At 51.2% G+C, this 14,773-nt stretch carries 12 protein-coding genes; 5 read left to right on the top strand and 7 right to left on the bottom strand.

Going from position 1 to position 14,773, the window contains the following annotated elements:
- On the bottom strand, positions 1 to 2,550 hold a 2,550-nt coding region (locus tag ACAN56_RS16840), incomplete at its 3' end, for a chitobiase/beta-hexosaminidase C-terminal domain-containing protein (protein ID WP_379144300.1).
- Between the two features lie 159 nt (positions 2,551 to 2,709).
- Here ACAN56_RS16840 and ACAN56_RS16835 point away from each other — a divergent pair.
- The 3 genes from ACAN56_RS16835 to ACAN56_RS16825 are packed head-to-tail and all read left to right on the top strand — an operon-like array spanning position 2,710 to position 6,020.
- Positions 2,710 to 3,384 carry an RNA polymerase sigma factor gene (locus ACAN56_RS16835; RefSeq protein WP_379144298.1) on the top strand — a complete coding sequence of 225 codons (675 nt, stop codon included), beginning with the start codon at positions 2,710 to 2,712 and terminating at the stop codon, positions 3,382 to 3,384.
- A complete protein-coding gene (locus ACAN56_RS16830) occupies positions 3,368 to 3,706 on the top strand; it encodes a hypothetical protein (RefSeq protein WP_038586882.1) in 339 nt (112 codons plus the stop codon). Before ACAN56_RS16835 ends, ACAN56_RS16830 begins: the two co-directional genes overlap by 17 nt.
- Positions 3,696 to 6,020, top strand: a complete 2,325-nt coding sequence (locus ACAN56_RS16825) for a hypothetical protein (RefSeq protein WP_379144295.1) — start codon at positions 3,696 to 3,698, stop codon at positions 6,018 to 6,020. The genes ACAN56_RS16830 and ACAN56_RS16825 overlap by 11 nt, the downstream gene beginning before the upstream one ends.
- Positions 6,021 to 6,164: 144 nt before the next feature.
- Here ACAN56_RS16825 and abc-f read toward each other — a convergent pair whose 3' ends face one another.
- The 4 genes from abc-f to ACAN56_RS16805 form a co-directional block, all read right to left on the bottom strand.
- Complete coding sequence (gene abc-f / locus ACAN56_RS16820) at positions 6,165 to 8,006, bottom strand: ribosomal protection-like ABC-F family protein (protein ID WP_379144292.1); 1,842 nt, start codon at positions 8,004 to 8,006, stop codon at positions 6,165 to 6,167.
- Positions 8,007 to 8,472: 466 nt separating this feature from the next.
- Positions 8,473 to 8,964: a GNAT family N-acetyltransferase gene (locus ACAN56_RS16815; RefSeq protein ID WP_379144289.1), complete on the bottom strand. Its 492-nt coding sequence runs from the start codon at positions 8,962 to 8,964 to the stop codon at positions 8,473 to 8,475.
- 5 nt (positions 8,965 to 8,969) lie between these two features.
- On the bottom strand, positions 8,970 to 9,419 hold the full coding sequence (locus ACAN56_RS16810; RefSeq protein WP_038586874.1) for a DUF4362 domain-containing protein: 450 nt from the start codon (positions 9,417 to 9,419) through the stop codon (positions 8,970 to 8,972).
- Between the two features lie 328 nt (positions 9,420 to 9,747).
- The gene (locus ACAN56_RS16805) at positions 9,748 to 10,659 is read right to left on the bottom strand and encodes a L,D-transpeptidase family protein (protein WP_379144286.1); all 912 of its coding nucleotides are present in this window, start codon (positions 10,657 to 10,659) and stop codon (positions 9,748 to 9,750) included.
- 206 nt (positions 10,660 to 10,865) lie between these two features.
- On the opposite strand from ACAN56_RS16805, the gene ACAN56_RS16800 reads away from it, so the two are divergent.
- Positions 10,866 to 11,327, top strand: a complete 462-nt coding sequence (locus ACAN56_RS16800; RefSeq protein WP_063848017.1) for a hypothetical protein — start codon at positions 10,866 to 10,868, stop codon at positions 11,325 to 11,327.
- Between the two features lie 100 nt (positions 11,328 to 11,427).
- On the opposite strand, the gene ACAN56_RS16795 is transcribed toward ACAN56_RS16800, so the two are convergent.
- Both ACAN56_RS16795 and ACAN56_RS16790 read right to left on the bottom strand, forming a co-directional pair.
- Positions 11,428 to 12,396, bottom strand: coding sequence for a diacylglycerol kinase catalytic domain-containing protein (locus tag ACAN56_RS16795; protein WP_379144284.1), 969 nt, complete (start codon positions 12,394 to 12,396; stop codon positions 11,428 to 11,430).
- Complete coding sequence (locus tag ACAN56_RS16790) at positions 12,393 to 13,448, bottom strand: SPFH domain-containing protein (RefSeq protein WP_038586865.1); 1,056 nt, start codon at positions 13,446 to 13,448, stop codon at positions 12,393 to 12,395. The genes ACAN56_RS16795 and ACAN56_RS16790 overlap by 4 nt, the downstream gene beginning before the upstream one ends.
- A 280-nt stretch (positions 13,449 to 13,728) precedes the next feature.
- Here ACAN56_RS16790 and ACAN56_RS16785 point away from each other — a divergent pair, with 280 nt between their 5' ends.
- Complete coding sequence (locus tag ACAN56_RS16785; RefSeq protein WP_379144281.1) at positions 13,729 to 14,757, top strand: ABC transporter substrate-binding protein; 1,029 nt, start codon at positions 13,729 to 13,731, stop codon at positions 14,755 to 14,757.
- The last annotated feature ends 16 nt before the right edge of the window (positions 14,758 to 14,773 follow it).

Genomic DNA, 14,773 nt, shown 5'->3' with positions numbered 1-14,773 from the left:
GCTCAGTGTCACCGCCGTGCCCGACGCAACCTCGCCTCCGGCTGGGCTGGCTGTTGGCGCGTCTACTTGCGCCATGATCGTGTAGCTCTCGCTCAGCACCGCGCTATCCGTCATCCCCGGTTTCACCGCGATGGCTTTAATTGTCTTCGCGCTCGTTAGCGTAATCGCTCCACTGTATAGCGTACTGCTGCTGGTTGGCGTTGTGCCATCCGTCGTGTAGTAGATCACCGCGCCGCTGGTGGCGCTGCTCAACGTCACCGCCGTGCCGGACGCTACCTCGCCTCCGGCTGGGCTGGCTGTTGGCGCGTCTACTTGCGCCATAATCGTGTAACTCTCGCTCAGCACCGCGCTGTCCGTCATCCCCGGTTTCACCGCGATGGCCTTAATCGTCTTCGCGCTCGTCAGCGTAATCGCTCCGCTGTAGAGCGTACTGCTGCTGGTTGGCGTTGTGCCATCCGTTGTGTAGTAGATCACCGCGCCGCTAGTGGCGCTGCTCAATGTCACCGCCGTGCCCGACGCCACTGCGCCTCCGGCTCCGGTTGGATTCGCTGTTGGCGCATCCACTTGCGCTAGGGAACCGGTTGCCGACATCACTAATTGCGAATTCCCGGAGATAACAATTCCACCATTCAGCTCCATCAGTGCATAAATCGCATTGATATCAATGTCCGACAAATCAACTCCAGCATCCTGCCAGGTAGAGCCCTGGTCTCCTGTGTAGTAAATCCCCGGAACATTGTTGCTGTCGATTGCTACCATATAAATATTATTTCCCTTTTGTCCCATCATCGTAGAAGCCCCATAGAAACTATAAGTACCAGTTAAAGTTGGGGCGCTCCATGCCGAGAGGTCCTCACTCGTGCGGGAGAATACTTCATAGGTTGTTGAATTATACCCGGTCAGGACATATTTACTTCCGTCATAAACAATATTATTAAAAGCTTCTGTGTGATTAGGATAAGCACTGGAGTGATTTACCCAGGTGTCCCCATCCGTTGAGGTCCAGATACTTGCCTGGTCTACATTGCCGCTGCTGTCATAGCCATAGCCTAAAGCAATAAATTGATTATTATCATAGGTTACGGTATATAGGGCATCAATGGATTGCACAGGCAGCACGGGCTCATTCCAAACCACCCCGTCAACCGACGTTTTTATTTTGGGCACCGAACCGGAGCCTGCCCCAACTGCAACAAATTTCCCGTTGCCAAAAGCGATGTCCGTCAAAGATGTGGAATCATTTATACTGCTCCGCACAGTCCACGCTGAACCATCGGTTGAGGTGGCCAGTGCTGCTGTCGTTTGACTCACATCGCCGATAGCCACGTATTTGTTGTTGCCATATGCTGCGGCTGTAAAGGTTCCTGTTCTTGAGGGTAAAGCGGCTTTACTCCATGAAGCCAAATCACCCGAAGTCCATATGGCCCCGTCTCCACCCTCTTTGCCAACAGCGACATATTGGGATCCGTCATGGATAACTTCATAAAAAGCTCCCCCCCATTTATAGCTCCAATCCGAGCCGTTAGGGGATACCATCATTCCTTCATTTCCCAGACGGAAATACTTTCCGTTCACGAACATCGAGCTCTGAGTCACAAAATAATTCTTAAACGGCTGCATCGTCCACGTAGTTCCGTTCGTCGAGGTATACACAGCACCATAATTAGGAGCTTCATAGCCGAACAAGTAGTATTTCGTGCCATCATAAAATCCATTAAACATCTGATTATTATATTGAGAGGAATTCTGCTTAAAGGGGGAACCCAGCAAAGTGAAAGTTGAGAGGTCTGTAGAGGTCCAAATATATGCCAAAGGATCTGAAATATAATAGCGGTCCTTCATCCATGTGATCATGTTTGTACCGATAGATGGTCCTGAAGGGCCTGACGGCTGTGCTACAGTCCAGGTTGTGCCATTTGTAGTGGAATATATTTTCCCGTTCCCGGCGCCAATAGCCAGTCTGGATCCATTATTTCCTACCGTTATTCTCGTTACATAATCGCTAGAAGCAAGGCCAGTAGGGACGACTGAGGTCCAAGTAATTCCGTCTGCCGACGTTAAATATTTCCCCTCTGTTGTGGCGTAGAATGCACTGTTCCCGTTAAATTGAAGAAACTCAACATTCCCTATCCCCTTGCTCACATTGGAGGTGCGCTGCGTCCATGTTGTGCCGTCGGGTGAGGTCAGAATGACTCCCGCGCTCCCGCCTACGACGAATAATCCGTTTCCATAGGCTACCCCGTTAAAAGTGAATGAGCTCGGATCTGCCACTCCAGTGTAGGTGATGTCTGCTTTTGTTTTTACGTTCACCCAGGTCTCTGCATCCGCAGATTTAATAATCGCCCCGTAGTAACCTACTGCGATATACGTATTATTGCCATAGGCAAGATCCGACATTGCACTGGATGGTAAATTGTCGTAGCTTTTCAGCGTAAAAGAATCCGGTGCCGGATTAGCAGCATTTACAGCCTGCGGGTGAAACAAGAACAGCGTTAAAACTCCAAGCAACATCGTTCCAACAGAAAAATAACTCAAACCTCTTTTCATCATTAGCTGCCTCCATTATGTGATCTCGTCTATGAAACTGACAATTTTGTGAACAAACTTAATATCCCATAATTCGACATCCTACGCCTAAATCCTCTAAAAATTAATCATTTAAAAAATAAATAAAAAAGCAGCTATTTGGACAACTCCTCATAGTTACTTTTGAGTTATTTCGTTCTACTATTCAACTCTTATTTAGCATCTCAGGAAAAAATCGCCTGCTTACGCAACCATAACCCACCAGCACGCATCTTAATAGTAAAGGGAGGGGAGCTTCATCTGGATATTATAGAAAGAATTATTGCTAGGGATGAGTCGGCTCTCCGCCTGTTGATGGAGCTTTATGGTGATATGCTGCTCAGAACCGCCTGCCTGCTGCTTAAAGACCAGCAATCTGCCGAAGAAGCCGTGCAGGATACCTTCATTCAGGCTTACGCCAAAATGGCCCAGCTTCAGGATCCGCAGCGGTTAAAGGCCTGGCTGGTTTCCATTGTTGTCAACCGCTGCCGGATGAAGCAGCGGACGTGGAGCTGGCGGAGCATTTTTCCTGCGGCAGAGAGCGGACAATGGATGGAAGAGTCCGGTGCCTCCGCTGGAGCGGAAGAACATTTTATGGTGGAATGGCATCATGTGCGGTTGGTTGAAGCCGTCCGAAGCCTGGATTACATCTATCGTGAAAGTCTGACCTTGTACTATTTCCATGAAATGAGCATCCGCGAAATATCCGCGGAGCTGAATACAGCGGAGAATACGGTTAAATCCCGTCTGGCCAGAGGCCGGATGCTGCTTAAGCAGACTTTGGAGAAGGAGGGCATTTCCTATGAATACGGATCGTGAACAAATCAAACAGCGGCTTGATGAGGAGCTCCGTCCCGTCACTTTCACAGGTCATGAACAGGTACTGCGGCAAACCCACCCTCCTACGGGCCGGGCCCGTCTGCTGGCACTGTGGAACAAGGAGCTGGAAATTCCGCTCAAAGCTGTTGGCGCATTCACGGCAATCCTCGTAACAGGAGCACTGCTGTTATATTCACCGCATACCGGTACTGAAACCCAGCAAGCAGTTCAGCAGCCGGGACAACGTGAATTAATCAAAGCCGGAGGCAATATGTACTGGAAAGACATCTATGAGCGGGCGGTGAAACGGTATGAAAATTAGATTAAAGGTCAAACACCTGGTGCTGTTCGTGCTGCTGCCCCTCTCTCTGTTGGCTATAGTAGCTGTTGTACTGCCTTTCTCACGATCCGGAACAGGAAACCCCGCCTTAACGGCTTCCACAGCCAAGGATGATCGAATAAAACTTCTCAGTACTCTAAATGGCAGCACCGGCAGCAAACGGATGGAGCTAATCCGCACAAATATTATTGAACCCGGCAATCTAGATACTTCGTACAGCTTCAATGTGTATATCGGAGCTTCGATGACTCAGTCATCACAAAGTGAAAACGAAGAAACTCATTCCCCTCTGCTGCCCGGAGACAGGATCAAATTCCTGCAGGAGTATATTATGCAAGGCCCTGCTGACTATTCTATGCTGAATGCGGTCAAGCAGCTGCTCTATGAGTACGACGTGATTGGCACAATGGATGATGAGGCTGACCAGGCACTGGCAGCTGCGGTGGAGCGGATTAGCAGCCCCTCTTCCTTGGCAAAGGAACTAACGCTGATCCGGGCAGAACGGGCACTGAACAGCGGTAATTTCACAGCGGCGGACGACCTGCTGAAACAAGCGGATTCCCCTGTCCAGAACAACGATCTGGAAATGGATGCCCGTACGGCCTGGCTTGGCGGACGACTGCTTTTTGCCCAGGGGAAAAGCCGTGAGGCATTAACTCTGGTTACAACCGCGCTGGAACAATACCGGGTGGGATGGAAAGAACTGAAAAAGGAATATGGCGGGGACGAACTACAGTCAATCCATTCAGGAGAAAGCGGCAATGGCAGCAGCGCTGAAGCCTTCGAGCAGGGAACTACTGACAGCGACATCAGACTTATTGCCCTCCGGACGGCACTGCAATCTGCTCTAGATATGGGTATCCATACACCGGCGACCCTACAGGGTACACTCACCAAAAGCGATGGAACCCCGGTGTCGCGGGCCGGCATCTTTCTCCGTGCAGAAAGTGAGGTCCATCATAGTGTTATGCGCAATACCGAACCCTATCAAATCGTTACTGATGAGAGCGGACATTATCAATTCAGCGGGGTCATTCCCGGCTTCTATCAGCTTCAGATCGGCGTCAGCTTTGCCCAGATCGACGGTTGGGCCTGGCCTGTACAGTCTGATGACTGGATTGAAATCAAGCCGGGGGACGATTTAACCGAAAATATCGTTCTGCAGCCGCTGCTTGAACTGAAATCTCCTGTCAATTCACAAGTGGTTACCGGTTCCTCCGTTAAATTTGAATGGGAGCCGGTCAAAACTGCAGCATATTACAACCTGAGCGGCACCGTTAATATAGAAGACGGCTCATTCACTACCATAGTTCGGCAGAACATTAAGGACAACAAGGTATCCATCCCGGCGGAAGAGTTATACGATGCCGGCGGCTTCTCGATCAGCGGCGGTGCAGATGACTGGAAAACTATTGAACCGTCCTCCCTGCTTGGGTTCGCAGACCCTGAAGGCCGGTTCTCGTGGACCATCGATGCTTTTGATGAGCAAGGCAAGCTGCTCACCCGCAGCAACGGCTACCGGCTGAACGATGATACCGTGGGCAATCTGCCTTTCTTCTATTACAAGTCGCGTACACTTACTGCCGCAGACAAGCTTGTTAAGGACAAGAAGCTCGAACAGGCACTGCAGGCCTATCGCCGGGACTACGCCGCAAATCCGCAGGATGCCCATGCCCTGAAAATGCTGACTCATCTCCTGACAGCCAAAGCCTCCTATGCAAAAGATAAACAAGCGGAGGATGCGACAATCCCCTTGTTAATCCAGCTCGTTCAGCTGCGTCCGGATGCCAATTTTACCTTTTCACTTGTAGATCATTACTTTGACCACGCCGACTGGGTGAACTATAACAAATATTACTCCATGTATAATGAGCTTATTCAGGAAAAACCAAGCTCTTATGAGATGGCCATCCATGCCACCGCACTTATGTTTCAGGGGCAATTGGCAGAGGCCCGCAAGCAGTTCGCCGTTGCGCTGGAGGAAGACCTCAGCCACCGCTTTATCGGCAGCTATCTGGCGGCGGAACTAGCCGCCGGCCAGCCGCTCACCTCCGTGCTGGAGCTAGCGAAACGTTATCCTGAGCACGGATACCGAACAAGCGGATACCGCTGGCCTCTGCTGATCTTGAAGCTTCAATCTGAGCGGGAAAAACAGCCGGAGGTTTTTGACAAACTGCTGCAAGAGAAGCTTGCTTCTTATGCCGCAGGGGAATCGGAGGCATTGCAACAATGGACTACGGAGGGGGAGCCTTCAGCACTGAAAAACTTCATGAAGGCCGTACTTGAAGTTAGTTAAGGGGCACTTTTCCCGGAGACAAGTAAAGGGATAGAATCGGGTAGTTGAACAACCCGTTTCTATCCCCTTTTGTTTTACTTCAGTTCATCCAGTGCGGCTTTATTTACTACATATGTTCCGGCAAGAAATTATTCGCCAATATATTCAATTTTCCTCCAGCAGCGTCCCGATGGCTTTCCGCAGATTCACAATCTCCGCCATCAGTTCCCGGTTCTCTTCCTCTGTCTCCAGGGCATCGCTCCGCATAAGCCGGGCCAGGCTCATCTCCAGCAACTGCAATTCTCCTTCACGCGTCTGCTCCTCAGGAGTCAGCACCCGGCCGCGTTCCTTTGCAGTATATTCCTCATAAGTGCCCGGGAAGAACTGCGGTCTCCGCCCATGCTCCAGCAGCAGCAGCCGGTTGGCGACCTTAGTGTGCAGATAACGGTCATGGGAGACGATAACCAGCCCGCCCGGATAGGCCGCAAGTGCCTCTTCCACCCGTTCCCGGGTGTCGATATCCAGGTAATTGGTCGGTTCATCCAGCACCAGCAGATTGCCTCTGCCGAAGTAGAGCCTGAGGAACGCGACCCGGCATTTCTCGCCCATACTAAGGTCGCCAATGTGCTTAAAGACATCTTCCCGGGGGAATAAAAAGCAGCCCAGAATCGTCCGCGCCTCCGTCTGCGTCATCCCCGGCAATTCCAGCAGGCTGTCAAGTAAGGTTGATTCAGGATCGAGGTGATCCAGCTCTTGAGCAAAATACCCGATTTGAGTACGCGGATGTTGGGTCACTTCACCGCCGGAGGGCTGTGTAACTCCTGCGATCAGCTTCAGCAGCGTGGACTTCCCGGCACCGTTCGGTCCCAGAACGGCAAGCCGGTCGCCCCGCCGCAAGGAGAGATTGAAGTCCTCCAGTAGCACCGGGTTGTCTCCATAGGCACAGCGGATATTGTGTAAGCTCAGCAGCGCATCTCCCTGGAAAGCTTCACTCTCCAGCTTCATGCTCAGCTTGGGTGCTGCTTTCGGCAGCTCCACGCGGTTTTTCTCCAGCCTTGCCAGGCTGGCCTCCTTGGCATGGAGGCGGGAAACATTCTTCTTCGATTTCGAACGCAGGAAATCGTTCTGTCCGGCGGCGCGGTGCGCCTGCTGGAACCATTCCGCGTAACGGCGGATGCTCTCCAGCAATTGCTCTTTCTCCTGCTCCTGCTTTTTGTATTTCCCTTCAAGCGTGCGGGCCTCCAGCGCTTTCTGCTCGCGGTATTCCCTATAGGCGCCGGGATAACGGCGGCAGCCCTGTGGAGTCAGCTCCAGCACAGCAGTAGCTGTCCGGTCAATGAAAGTACGGTCATGGGAAACGTACAATACCGTACCGGGATAGCTCCGTACCCATTCCTCCAGCCACTCCATCGTCTCATTGTCCAGATGATTCGTCGGCTCATCCAGCACCAGCAGCTTCGGCTGCCGGGCGAGCAGCGCAGCGAGCTGCACCCGTGTCTTCTGGCCGCCGCTGAGCAGGCGGTACGGCTGGCCCCATAGTGCAGGATCAAGCTTCAGCTGTCTGAGGCATTTCTCCACCTTGGCTTCCCAGCCATAGCCGTCCAACTGCAGATAGCTCTCATAGATTTCTCCATATTCGGCCACCGCCTCTGCATCGGCACCTTCCGTATCCTGAAGCTGCTTGCCCAGTGTCTCCAGTCTGCCTTTAAGCGCAGCTTGCTCTTTCCAGCCGGAGAAAACATACTCCAGCACGGACATTTCAACTGAAATCTCCAGCTGCTGGTCCAGCACACCCCATTCCTCCGCGGGCAACCCGTAAGAGACACTGCCCTCCTCAAAGGCCAGACGGCCGAGCAGTCCTTGCAGCAGCGTCGTCTTGCCGATCCCGTTGCGCCCGAATAACAGCACGCGTTCCCCTTCGGTGATTTCAAACGACACACCTTCAAATAGGGCAATGCCATTCCACTCTTTGCGTATATTTTTGGCTTTTATTAAGGTCTTGGTCATATTCATTCCTCCGCTTCATCAAATACCGAAACTAAAAAAACCGCAGCCAGCGGCCTGCGGTAGAGTTGTGTATGAAGGGGGAGAGATGCCAGGAAACAGTGGTGCGGACGAAGCCTCCCCCTGTTTAATTGCAGGGCAAGCCGTCAACACCAGCTTCTATCCTCTATTAGCATCGTATAGGCCCCGAACGACACACGTATCCCTGACCGTACACCCTACAAGGGCGTCCCGTGGCTTGTGCATAAGCACATCACAAGTTAACTGGTCTGTTGCTGGGAAACGTGTTAGTTATTCATCAGTCGGGTGAACCTCCGTAATTGTCCGAATTTATTATTGGTTACAGTATATAAAGCCTGCCCACGATAAGCAAGGTCAAGAATAATTATAGTTAAGAGCTACCTGTGACAGCATCAACTCCGAGTGGGATCTCCTCATAGGAAATCATAGCAGTCTCAGTCTCGCAGGGTCATAGCTCTTTTTGCATTGCGATCCCTACAAGCTTCTCGCCATCCGGTTTGACCAGCACCTTACTTCCGCAGGGGCTGAACCCCTGCTTGCAATAGAACAGCAGCGCTCTTGTATTCGTATTGTGACAGTATAACTTCATCGTCCGGACTCCAAGCTCCTGCTTGGCGATGTCCATCATGGTTTGGATCAGGTAAGCCGCAGCCCCTGTGCCCCGGTAGCTTGGACTTACAATCACATTGCCCAGCCAAATCGTATGGCTCTTCTCATCCTTATCATAAAGATTGGCATAGGCAAGCGGCTCCGGCGCATCCCCGGATACAATGACTGTCGGACTATATCTGTTCTCCAGCCTCTTCAGGATTTGCTCCGCTGTCAGCGGATACCGGAATTTCGGGCTTACACAAAAAACTTCTTCGGCGTTCTGGACAAACGCACAGATCGATTCCAGATCATCCTGTGCTAAAGCCCGGCTGGTCAAATTCAGCATCATACGGCTCACTCCTCACTCAGTTGTTTTCCTTGTATCCTCAGACTGAAAGAATCCGCCAGATCACTATTTTTGCCGGAGCATCCAGTCAGCTTATATTCAATCTTCTTATCGGTGACCTCTTTACTGATTCCTTTGCAGACACTGGTCCTGACTTTACCTTTTGCGTACTCATCGTGGGTATTGTCATATTTAAATTTCACCGTTTCTCCATTATAGGCAAGATCAATATAGATCGGGTCTGCTTCCTCCGTGTACTGTGTAACCCTGACCTTATCGGAGTGGTTCTCCTCTATATTGCCAAGAAACTCATCCAGTCGCTCTGCATTGGTAATCATCCCATGGAGGTCTACAACATCCCCGCGTTCCGCAGCTTCGTCAGGATCATAGGAACGGCTGCAGGCCAGCAGCATAGCTGTGCAGATTATAACATAAAGGGTTGTAAACAAAGCTTTCATCGAAAACCTCCTTTTGCACTTACCTACCTATAACTTCAATATTTATCCTGTAAATCCTGCTCTATTCCCGATGAAGCGAACAACTAGCAACTACGGAGAATATTTGGACTTCCGGCCGCTGTTGTCTTCGAATTTCTTGATTTTAACCACAATTAGCGGTAGAAATCCGAAGACAAAGGCGGACACTACCGTTCCTCCAGTTCCAAAATTCCCCTTCGCTGCTCCTTTCCCTTATCTCAAGTTTTTAAGTTCAATCTATATATATGTTAAAAAGACCACAGCCGGATGCCCTCCCGTCTGCGGTCATACAATTACGATGAACGTTACATTAGTCCGCGAAAGTCACTGTCTGCTCTTTCGGCTTCCAGGTGAACTGCAATCCGAATAGCCCGGTGACGTTGTCCAGCGGAATGAGCAGCCTGCTGCTCTCCAGCCGTGAAGCTGTTATTGCAATCACTTTTCCATTAACTACCGCTTGAGCAGTCTGAGGTTTATGAATCACGGTGCGATCCCCGATGGTAATAATAAGTGCACCGGTCCCTGGCTGAAGTTTCAATGTTCCGCCCCAGAGGGCCACGGATTCTCTGAGAGGTATAAAGACTTTGGAGTCCTCCACTACAAAAGGATCCTTTAGCTTTACACTTTCACCGTGAATGATGAACGTCCCGGCGAACACTTTATGGCCGAGTGTATAACCTGCTTTGGTAGCAATGGTTTCCATATCCGATGAGGAGGACGTAATAATAACGGTTGTATTCTTGGCCACCCGCGGATACAGCCAGTGGATATCGTCATTATGCATCCGGATGCAGCCGGCGCTGACATATTTGCCGATGGAGGATTCATTATTGTTGCCGTGAATGGCATAGGTTGTGCCCATCGTGCCGTTCACTTTCAGTCCGAGCCAGCGGTCACCGAGCGGATTGGCCGGATCCCCGCCGGGAATCTTCTCCTTGTAGTAAGGTCTGTTCTTGACCTTGACCACAATCGGAAAGCTGCCTTCAGGGGTCAGGCTTTTCGTTTTGCCCGTTGCAACCGGAAAAATCTTCTCCAGCTTGCCGCCGCTGAAATAACCAAGTTTGTTTGTCTTCTTGTTGACAATGATCAGCTCTGACGACGCTGCCTTTGCTGCCGCCGCTCCGGTAAAGCAAGCCGTAAACAGCAGCACAAACATTAGCGCCAGCTTGAGACTGCGTGCCCAATAAGCCTTGCACCAGCCGGCCGTATCATGCAGATTCATGTTGCCCCACCTCCAGGTTATTGGTGATTAAGGAAACTCATCTACATAGACGAAATCAGAGTTCATTAGTTGCACCGCTGCCTGTACCTATTCGTTCTTGTTTGTCCCATACTCCCGAAAATTGAATTTGTATGAATATTCCGCCGACCCCTCAGAGATAATAAATCCGCAAGTTCAAACTCAAACGCCCAAGGAGGCAAATCACTTTGAATTCAAACCTTTCCAGCCAGATCAGTCATTGCGAACAAATCATTCAACAGCTTGTGAGCCAGACACAGCAAGCCAGCCAGAATTATCAGCAGCTTCTCCAGCAGGAGCAGCAGAATGCGGTAAGACTGGAAGAACTGGCCCAACGTGAGCACAAGGCGAGTCAAATTATTCAAAATGCGCTGCAGGGCCATAACACAGCCATTCAGCAGCTGCAGCAGGTTACACAGACGCTTAGACAGCTTGAGCAGTCCTCTCAATTTGCCGGAAATACTACAGGCGCTCAAAGCTTTAACCCGTCCTTCAACCCATCCTTTAACCCTTCCTATGGTCAACAGCAGCCTATGCATTCGGTGCATACCCCGCTGAACCCGTCGTTCAATCCGATGCCATCACATACCGGTTCTCCTACCGGCCAAAACTATGGCTCATTGATGAATCAAGGACGGAACTTTCAATAGGACTTGCTTATCTTTCGAAAAGGCTGTCTCCGGCAGATTATTCTGCTTGAGACAGCCTTTTGTGCTTATCCATACGGCAAATCGGCTGTTGACCATAGCTTCACACTACCAGTCTCCCTCTTTTCTCAGCCAGACTGATGGTGGCCTCCACCCCGGAATTGAACTCCAGAAAGTCGCTTTCAACTCCATCGCTGAAAATGACTCCGTCCTCCGGCATCTGCGAGGTAATCCGCAGCGGCTGCTGAGCGCCGATCTGCCCGAAGACAACTCCGGCGGAGGTCGTACGGCTGGGGAAAGGTTCCCGCACCGTGAAATAAAGATGCGGATGATCCCAGGCCAGCCGCTGCCCGGAACCGGCCAAGCCAAGTGTTGCCTCCGCTTCCGCATCCACTTGCAGTCCGGCTGCACTGCGGACAATGCCCGTCGCTCCGGCGAGGACGCTCTTGAGCCAGCCGGTGGAACCCATCCCGGTGGAGACAATGATGCCGCTGGAGGACTGCTGCTCGGTTACATCATTCAGTTGAAGCTGGTAACGTGCAGACACATGGGTTTTGCGGCCGATGAACAAATCATTGACACCGTACAGGCTCTGGCCGTCATTAAGCTCCGCCCGGGCAAGGGTCACTTCGCGCACCTGGCGCTGGCCCCGGAACACCTCAGGCAGAAGGAGCCGCAGATCCTTGACGGTGAACGGCAGCAGCACTCCATCCCAGCGCTGCGGATCGGGATTAACACCAATCAACGGCTGCTCCCGCAAGTATTTCAGTGTATTGGCTACAAGTCCGTCCTGCCCAAGCACAACCACTGTATCCTCATCACCGAAGATGAAATTCGGGACATGCTGCCGCTCCAGCAGCTGAACTCTGCCTATGGCGCTCAGCTCAATCACTGCCGTCTCCACCGCCTTGCGGTAATGATGATCCTCGCTGATATAGTCGCTGAAATCCGCACCCAGCCGCTCAATATAGAACTGGGCCTGCTGGATCGTATTGTAGCGGACCACCAGCTCTTCCAGCCGTGTTTTGCGTTTGATCAGAATGATTTTATTCTCGGACATCCGGCCGCTCATCGCCCTCCCGCTCCTCTCGCCGCACCTGCCCCGTTTCCGGCCGATCCGGCCATAATTCCCTGTAGAAGATCCGGCGTAATGTTCAGCTGACCGATCTTCCCGGCATTCTCAGCCAGCTCCTGGAAGGCGATGGCGATCAGCTTATCCGGCTTCATGCCGACATTGGTCAGTGCCTGCAGCACATTTGGCGATACCCCCTGCAGCGAATTCATCACCGCCGACAGCTCGTAGGCTTTGGCATCCGCTTCCGCTCTTTGGTTGGCCACAGTGAGTTCGATCAGCTCCTGCTTCTTCTCTTCCAGTGCGGTATCGAAGCTGAGCTGCTCTTCCTTCATTTCGTTCTGCTTTTGCTTTACTGAACGCTCTGCATCCAGCTGGGTCTCACGGATCTGCTTCTTCTTCGTCTCAACAGCAATCTCCGTATTCAGCTCGTTTTCCTTCACCCGCCGCTCCTGCTCAATGGAGGCATTGCGCCGTTCATACAGCGCATTGTCTGCGCTGCGGAGAATTTCTTCTCTGGCCTGCGCCTCCAGTGCACGAAGGGTCTCCTTGTTCGGAACAATCGCCAGAATCGACAGCCCCATCAGCTCGATCCCCAGCTTCTCAATTTCCGCGTTCCGTTCAATCTCCCCGGTAATGGTCTTGGCCAGACGTTCGCTTGACTGGATGGCTTCCCGCAGGGGCAGCTGCTCCAGTTGCTTCTTGGTCAGCACCTTGGCGATGTTGATGACCCGCTGGGCCAGCTTGCCGGGATCATCGGACAGGTATGTGTTCTTTTTCAAATTGTAGGTATAATTGAGGATTTGTGTGGTCTTGCGGTAATCGACGATCCGGTAGGTCAGCTGGCCCTGGACGGTCACCGTCTGGTAATCGCTCGTAATCTCTTCGAACATAAACGGGACATCAATCGAGGATACCGGCACTACAACAACCGACGTAGTCGGCACGTAATAATGAAAAGAAAGACCGATGCCTTCACGGACGACTTTGCCGTTCTTCACCTTGAGTACATAATCACTGGGCTGGAATTTCACGAATCGGAATCCGAACATGGACAAAACCTCCTGGTTTATGTTATTAACATTTTGTTATTAACAACAGTTTAGCATGAATATTTGATATTATCAAGTTGTTAATAACATACTGCAACTTATTTTTTTGAAGCAACGCAACTACTTCTTCCCATCCGGGAGCAACAGATTTGTACAAAATGAAAGGACAGTTTGAATTTTGTCCATTGAGTAAAGAACGGGTTTCCTTTAAGATTGGTTTCTAACGAGAATGATTATCATTATTGTTAATCGTTATATATTTCTGGGGAGGCAAGATTCTATGAAAAAGGCAAGACAACCCTTCGCCGCATTATGTGTCATCTTCGTGATGAGCACTCTTCTGCTCGCGTGCGGAAATTCAGAGGAACCATCTGCCGGCAATGCTGCGGCTAACTCTGCTGGCAGCAATACCGCCGCGAGCGCATCACCTGCTCCGGAGTCATCCGACGCTGGCACTGGTGAAGCTGCAGCAAAAACCCGCTCGTATACAGATTACAAAGGCCATACTATGGAGATTCCGGTTACACCGAAACGTGTAGTTTACTCCGGAGAAACCTATGGTGACTTACTGGCATTGGGTGTGCAAGCAGTCGGTTATCCGCTTTCGATGGGCGATGGCCAGGTGTTCGAAGACCAGTTGAAGGGTGTCGAGGATGTAGGATTCCCGATTAACCTGGAGAAGACTTTGTCGCTTCAACCTGACTTGATCATCTATGCAGGAACGGACGAAGCGGATTTCGAGGCATTGTCCAAAATTGCACCCACTGTAATCTTCGATACTTTCGCCCCGCTGCAGGAACGGATGGCGGAAATCGGCGGACTTCTTGATAAATCGGCTGAAGCGGAAGCCTGGCTGGCCCAGTACAAGTCAAAGGAAACCGCCATGTGGGAGCAATTGAAAAGCGACGGTCTGATGAAAGAGGGAGAAACCGCAGCTGTCTTCACCTATTATCCCGGTGACCGGCTGTTCGTAATGGCCACCACCGGACTTTCGCAGGTGCTGTATGGTGAGAATGGCTTCAAGCCAACCCCCGCGATCCAGAAGGTGCTTGACGAAGGTATGGGATTCCAGGAAGTATCTATGGAGGCGATTGAACAATATTCCGGAGACCGGATTTTCCTGCTGACTCCTGTTGCCGATGAAGCCAAGCAATCCACAGAAGCAATGCTGAAAAGTCAGGTGTGGAAGAGTCTTCCCGCTGTCAAGAACGGCTATGTCTACACACAAGACATTATGAAGACATCAAGCGATGCAACTACCCGTGAATGGCTGCTGGGAGAAATCCCTAAATTGCTGAATAATAAATAATCCATCCCTTTCTTAG

Origin of the sequence: Paenibacillus paludis (genome assembly GCF_042610515.1) — a bacterium.
In the GTDB taxonomy this organism is placed as follows: Bacteria; Bacillota; Bacilli; order Paenibacillales; family Paenibacillaceae; genus Paenibacillus_AQ.
This window is presented reverse-complemented; position numbering and strand designations above follow the sequence as displayed.

What these genes read in the sequence shown, in the direction of transcription:
- ACAN56_RS16830 (WP_038586882.1), top strand. Translation starts at nt 3,368, where the DNA reads ATGAATACGGATCGTGAACAAATCAAACAGCGGCTTGATGAGGAGCTC.
- ACAN56_RS16825 (WP_379144295.1), top strand. Translation starts at nt 3,696, where the DNA reads ATGAAAATTAGATTAAAGGTCAAACACCTGGTGCTGTTCGTGCTGCTG.
- abc-f (WP_379144292.1), bottom strand. Translation starts at nt 8,006, where the DNA reads ATGACCAAGACCTTAATAAAAGCCAAAAATATACGCAAAGAGTGGAAT.
- ACAN56_RS16815 (WP_379144289.1), bottom strand. Translation starts at nt 8,964, where the DNA reads ATGATGCTGAATTTGACCAGCCGGGCTTTAGCACAGGATGATCTGGAA.
- ACAN56_RS16810 (WP_038586874.1), bottom strand. Translation starts at nt 9,419, where the DNA reads ATGAAAGCTTTGTTTACAACCCTTTATGTTATAATCTGCACAGCTATG.
- ACAN56_RS16805 (WP_379144286.1), bottom strand. Translation starts at nt 10,659, where the DNA reads ATGAATCTGCATGATACGGCCGGCTGGTGCAAGGCTTATTGGGCACGC.
- ACAN56_RS16795 (WP_379144284.1), bottom strand. Translation starts at nt 12,396, where the DNA reads ATGAGCGGCCGGATGTCCGAGAATAAAATCATTCTGATCAAACGCAAA.
- ACAN56_RS16790 (WP_038586865.1), bottom strand. Translation starts at nt 13,448, where the DNA reads ATGTTCGGATTCCGATTCGTGAAATTCCAGCCCAGTGATTATGTACTC.
- ACAN56_RS16785 (WP_379144281.1), top strand. Translation starts at nt 13,729, where the DNA reads ATGAAAAAGGCAAGACAACCCTTCGCCGCATTATGTGTCATCTTCGTG.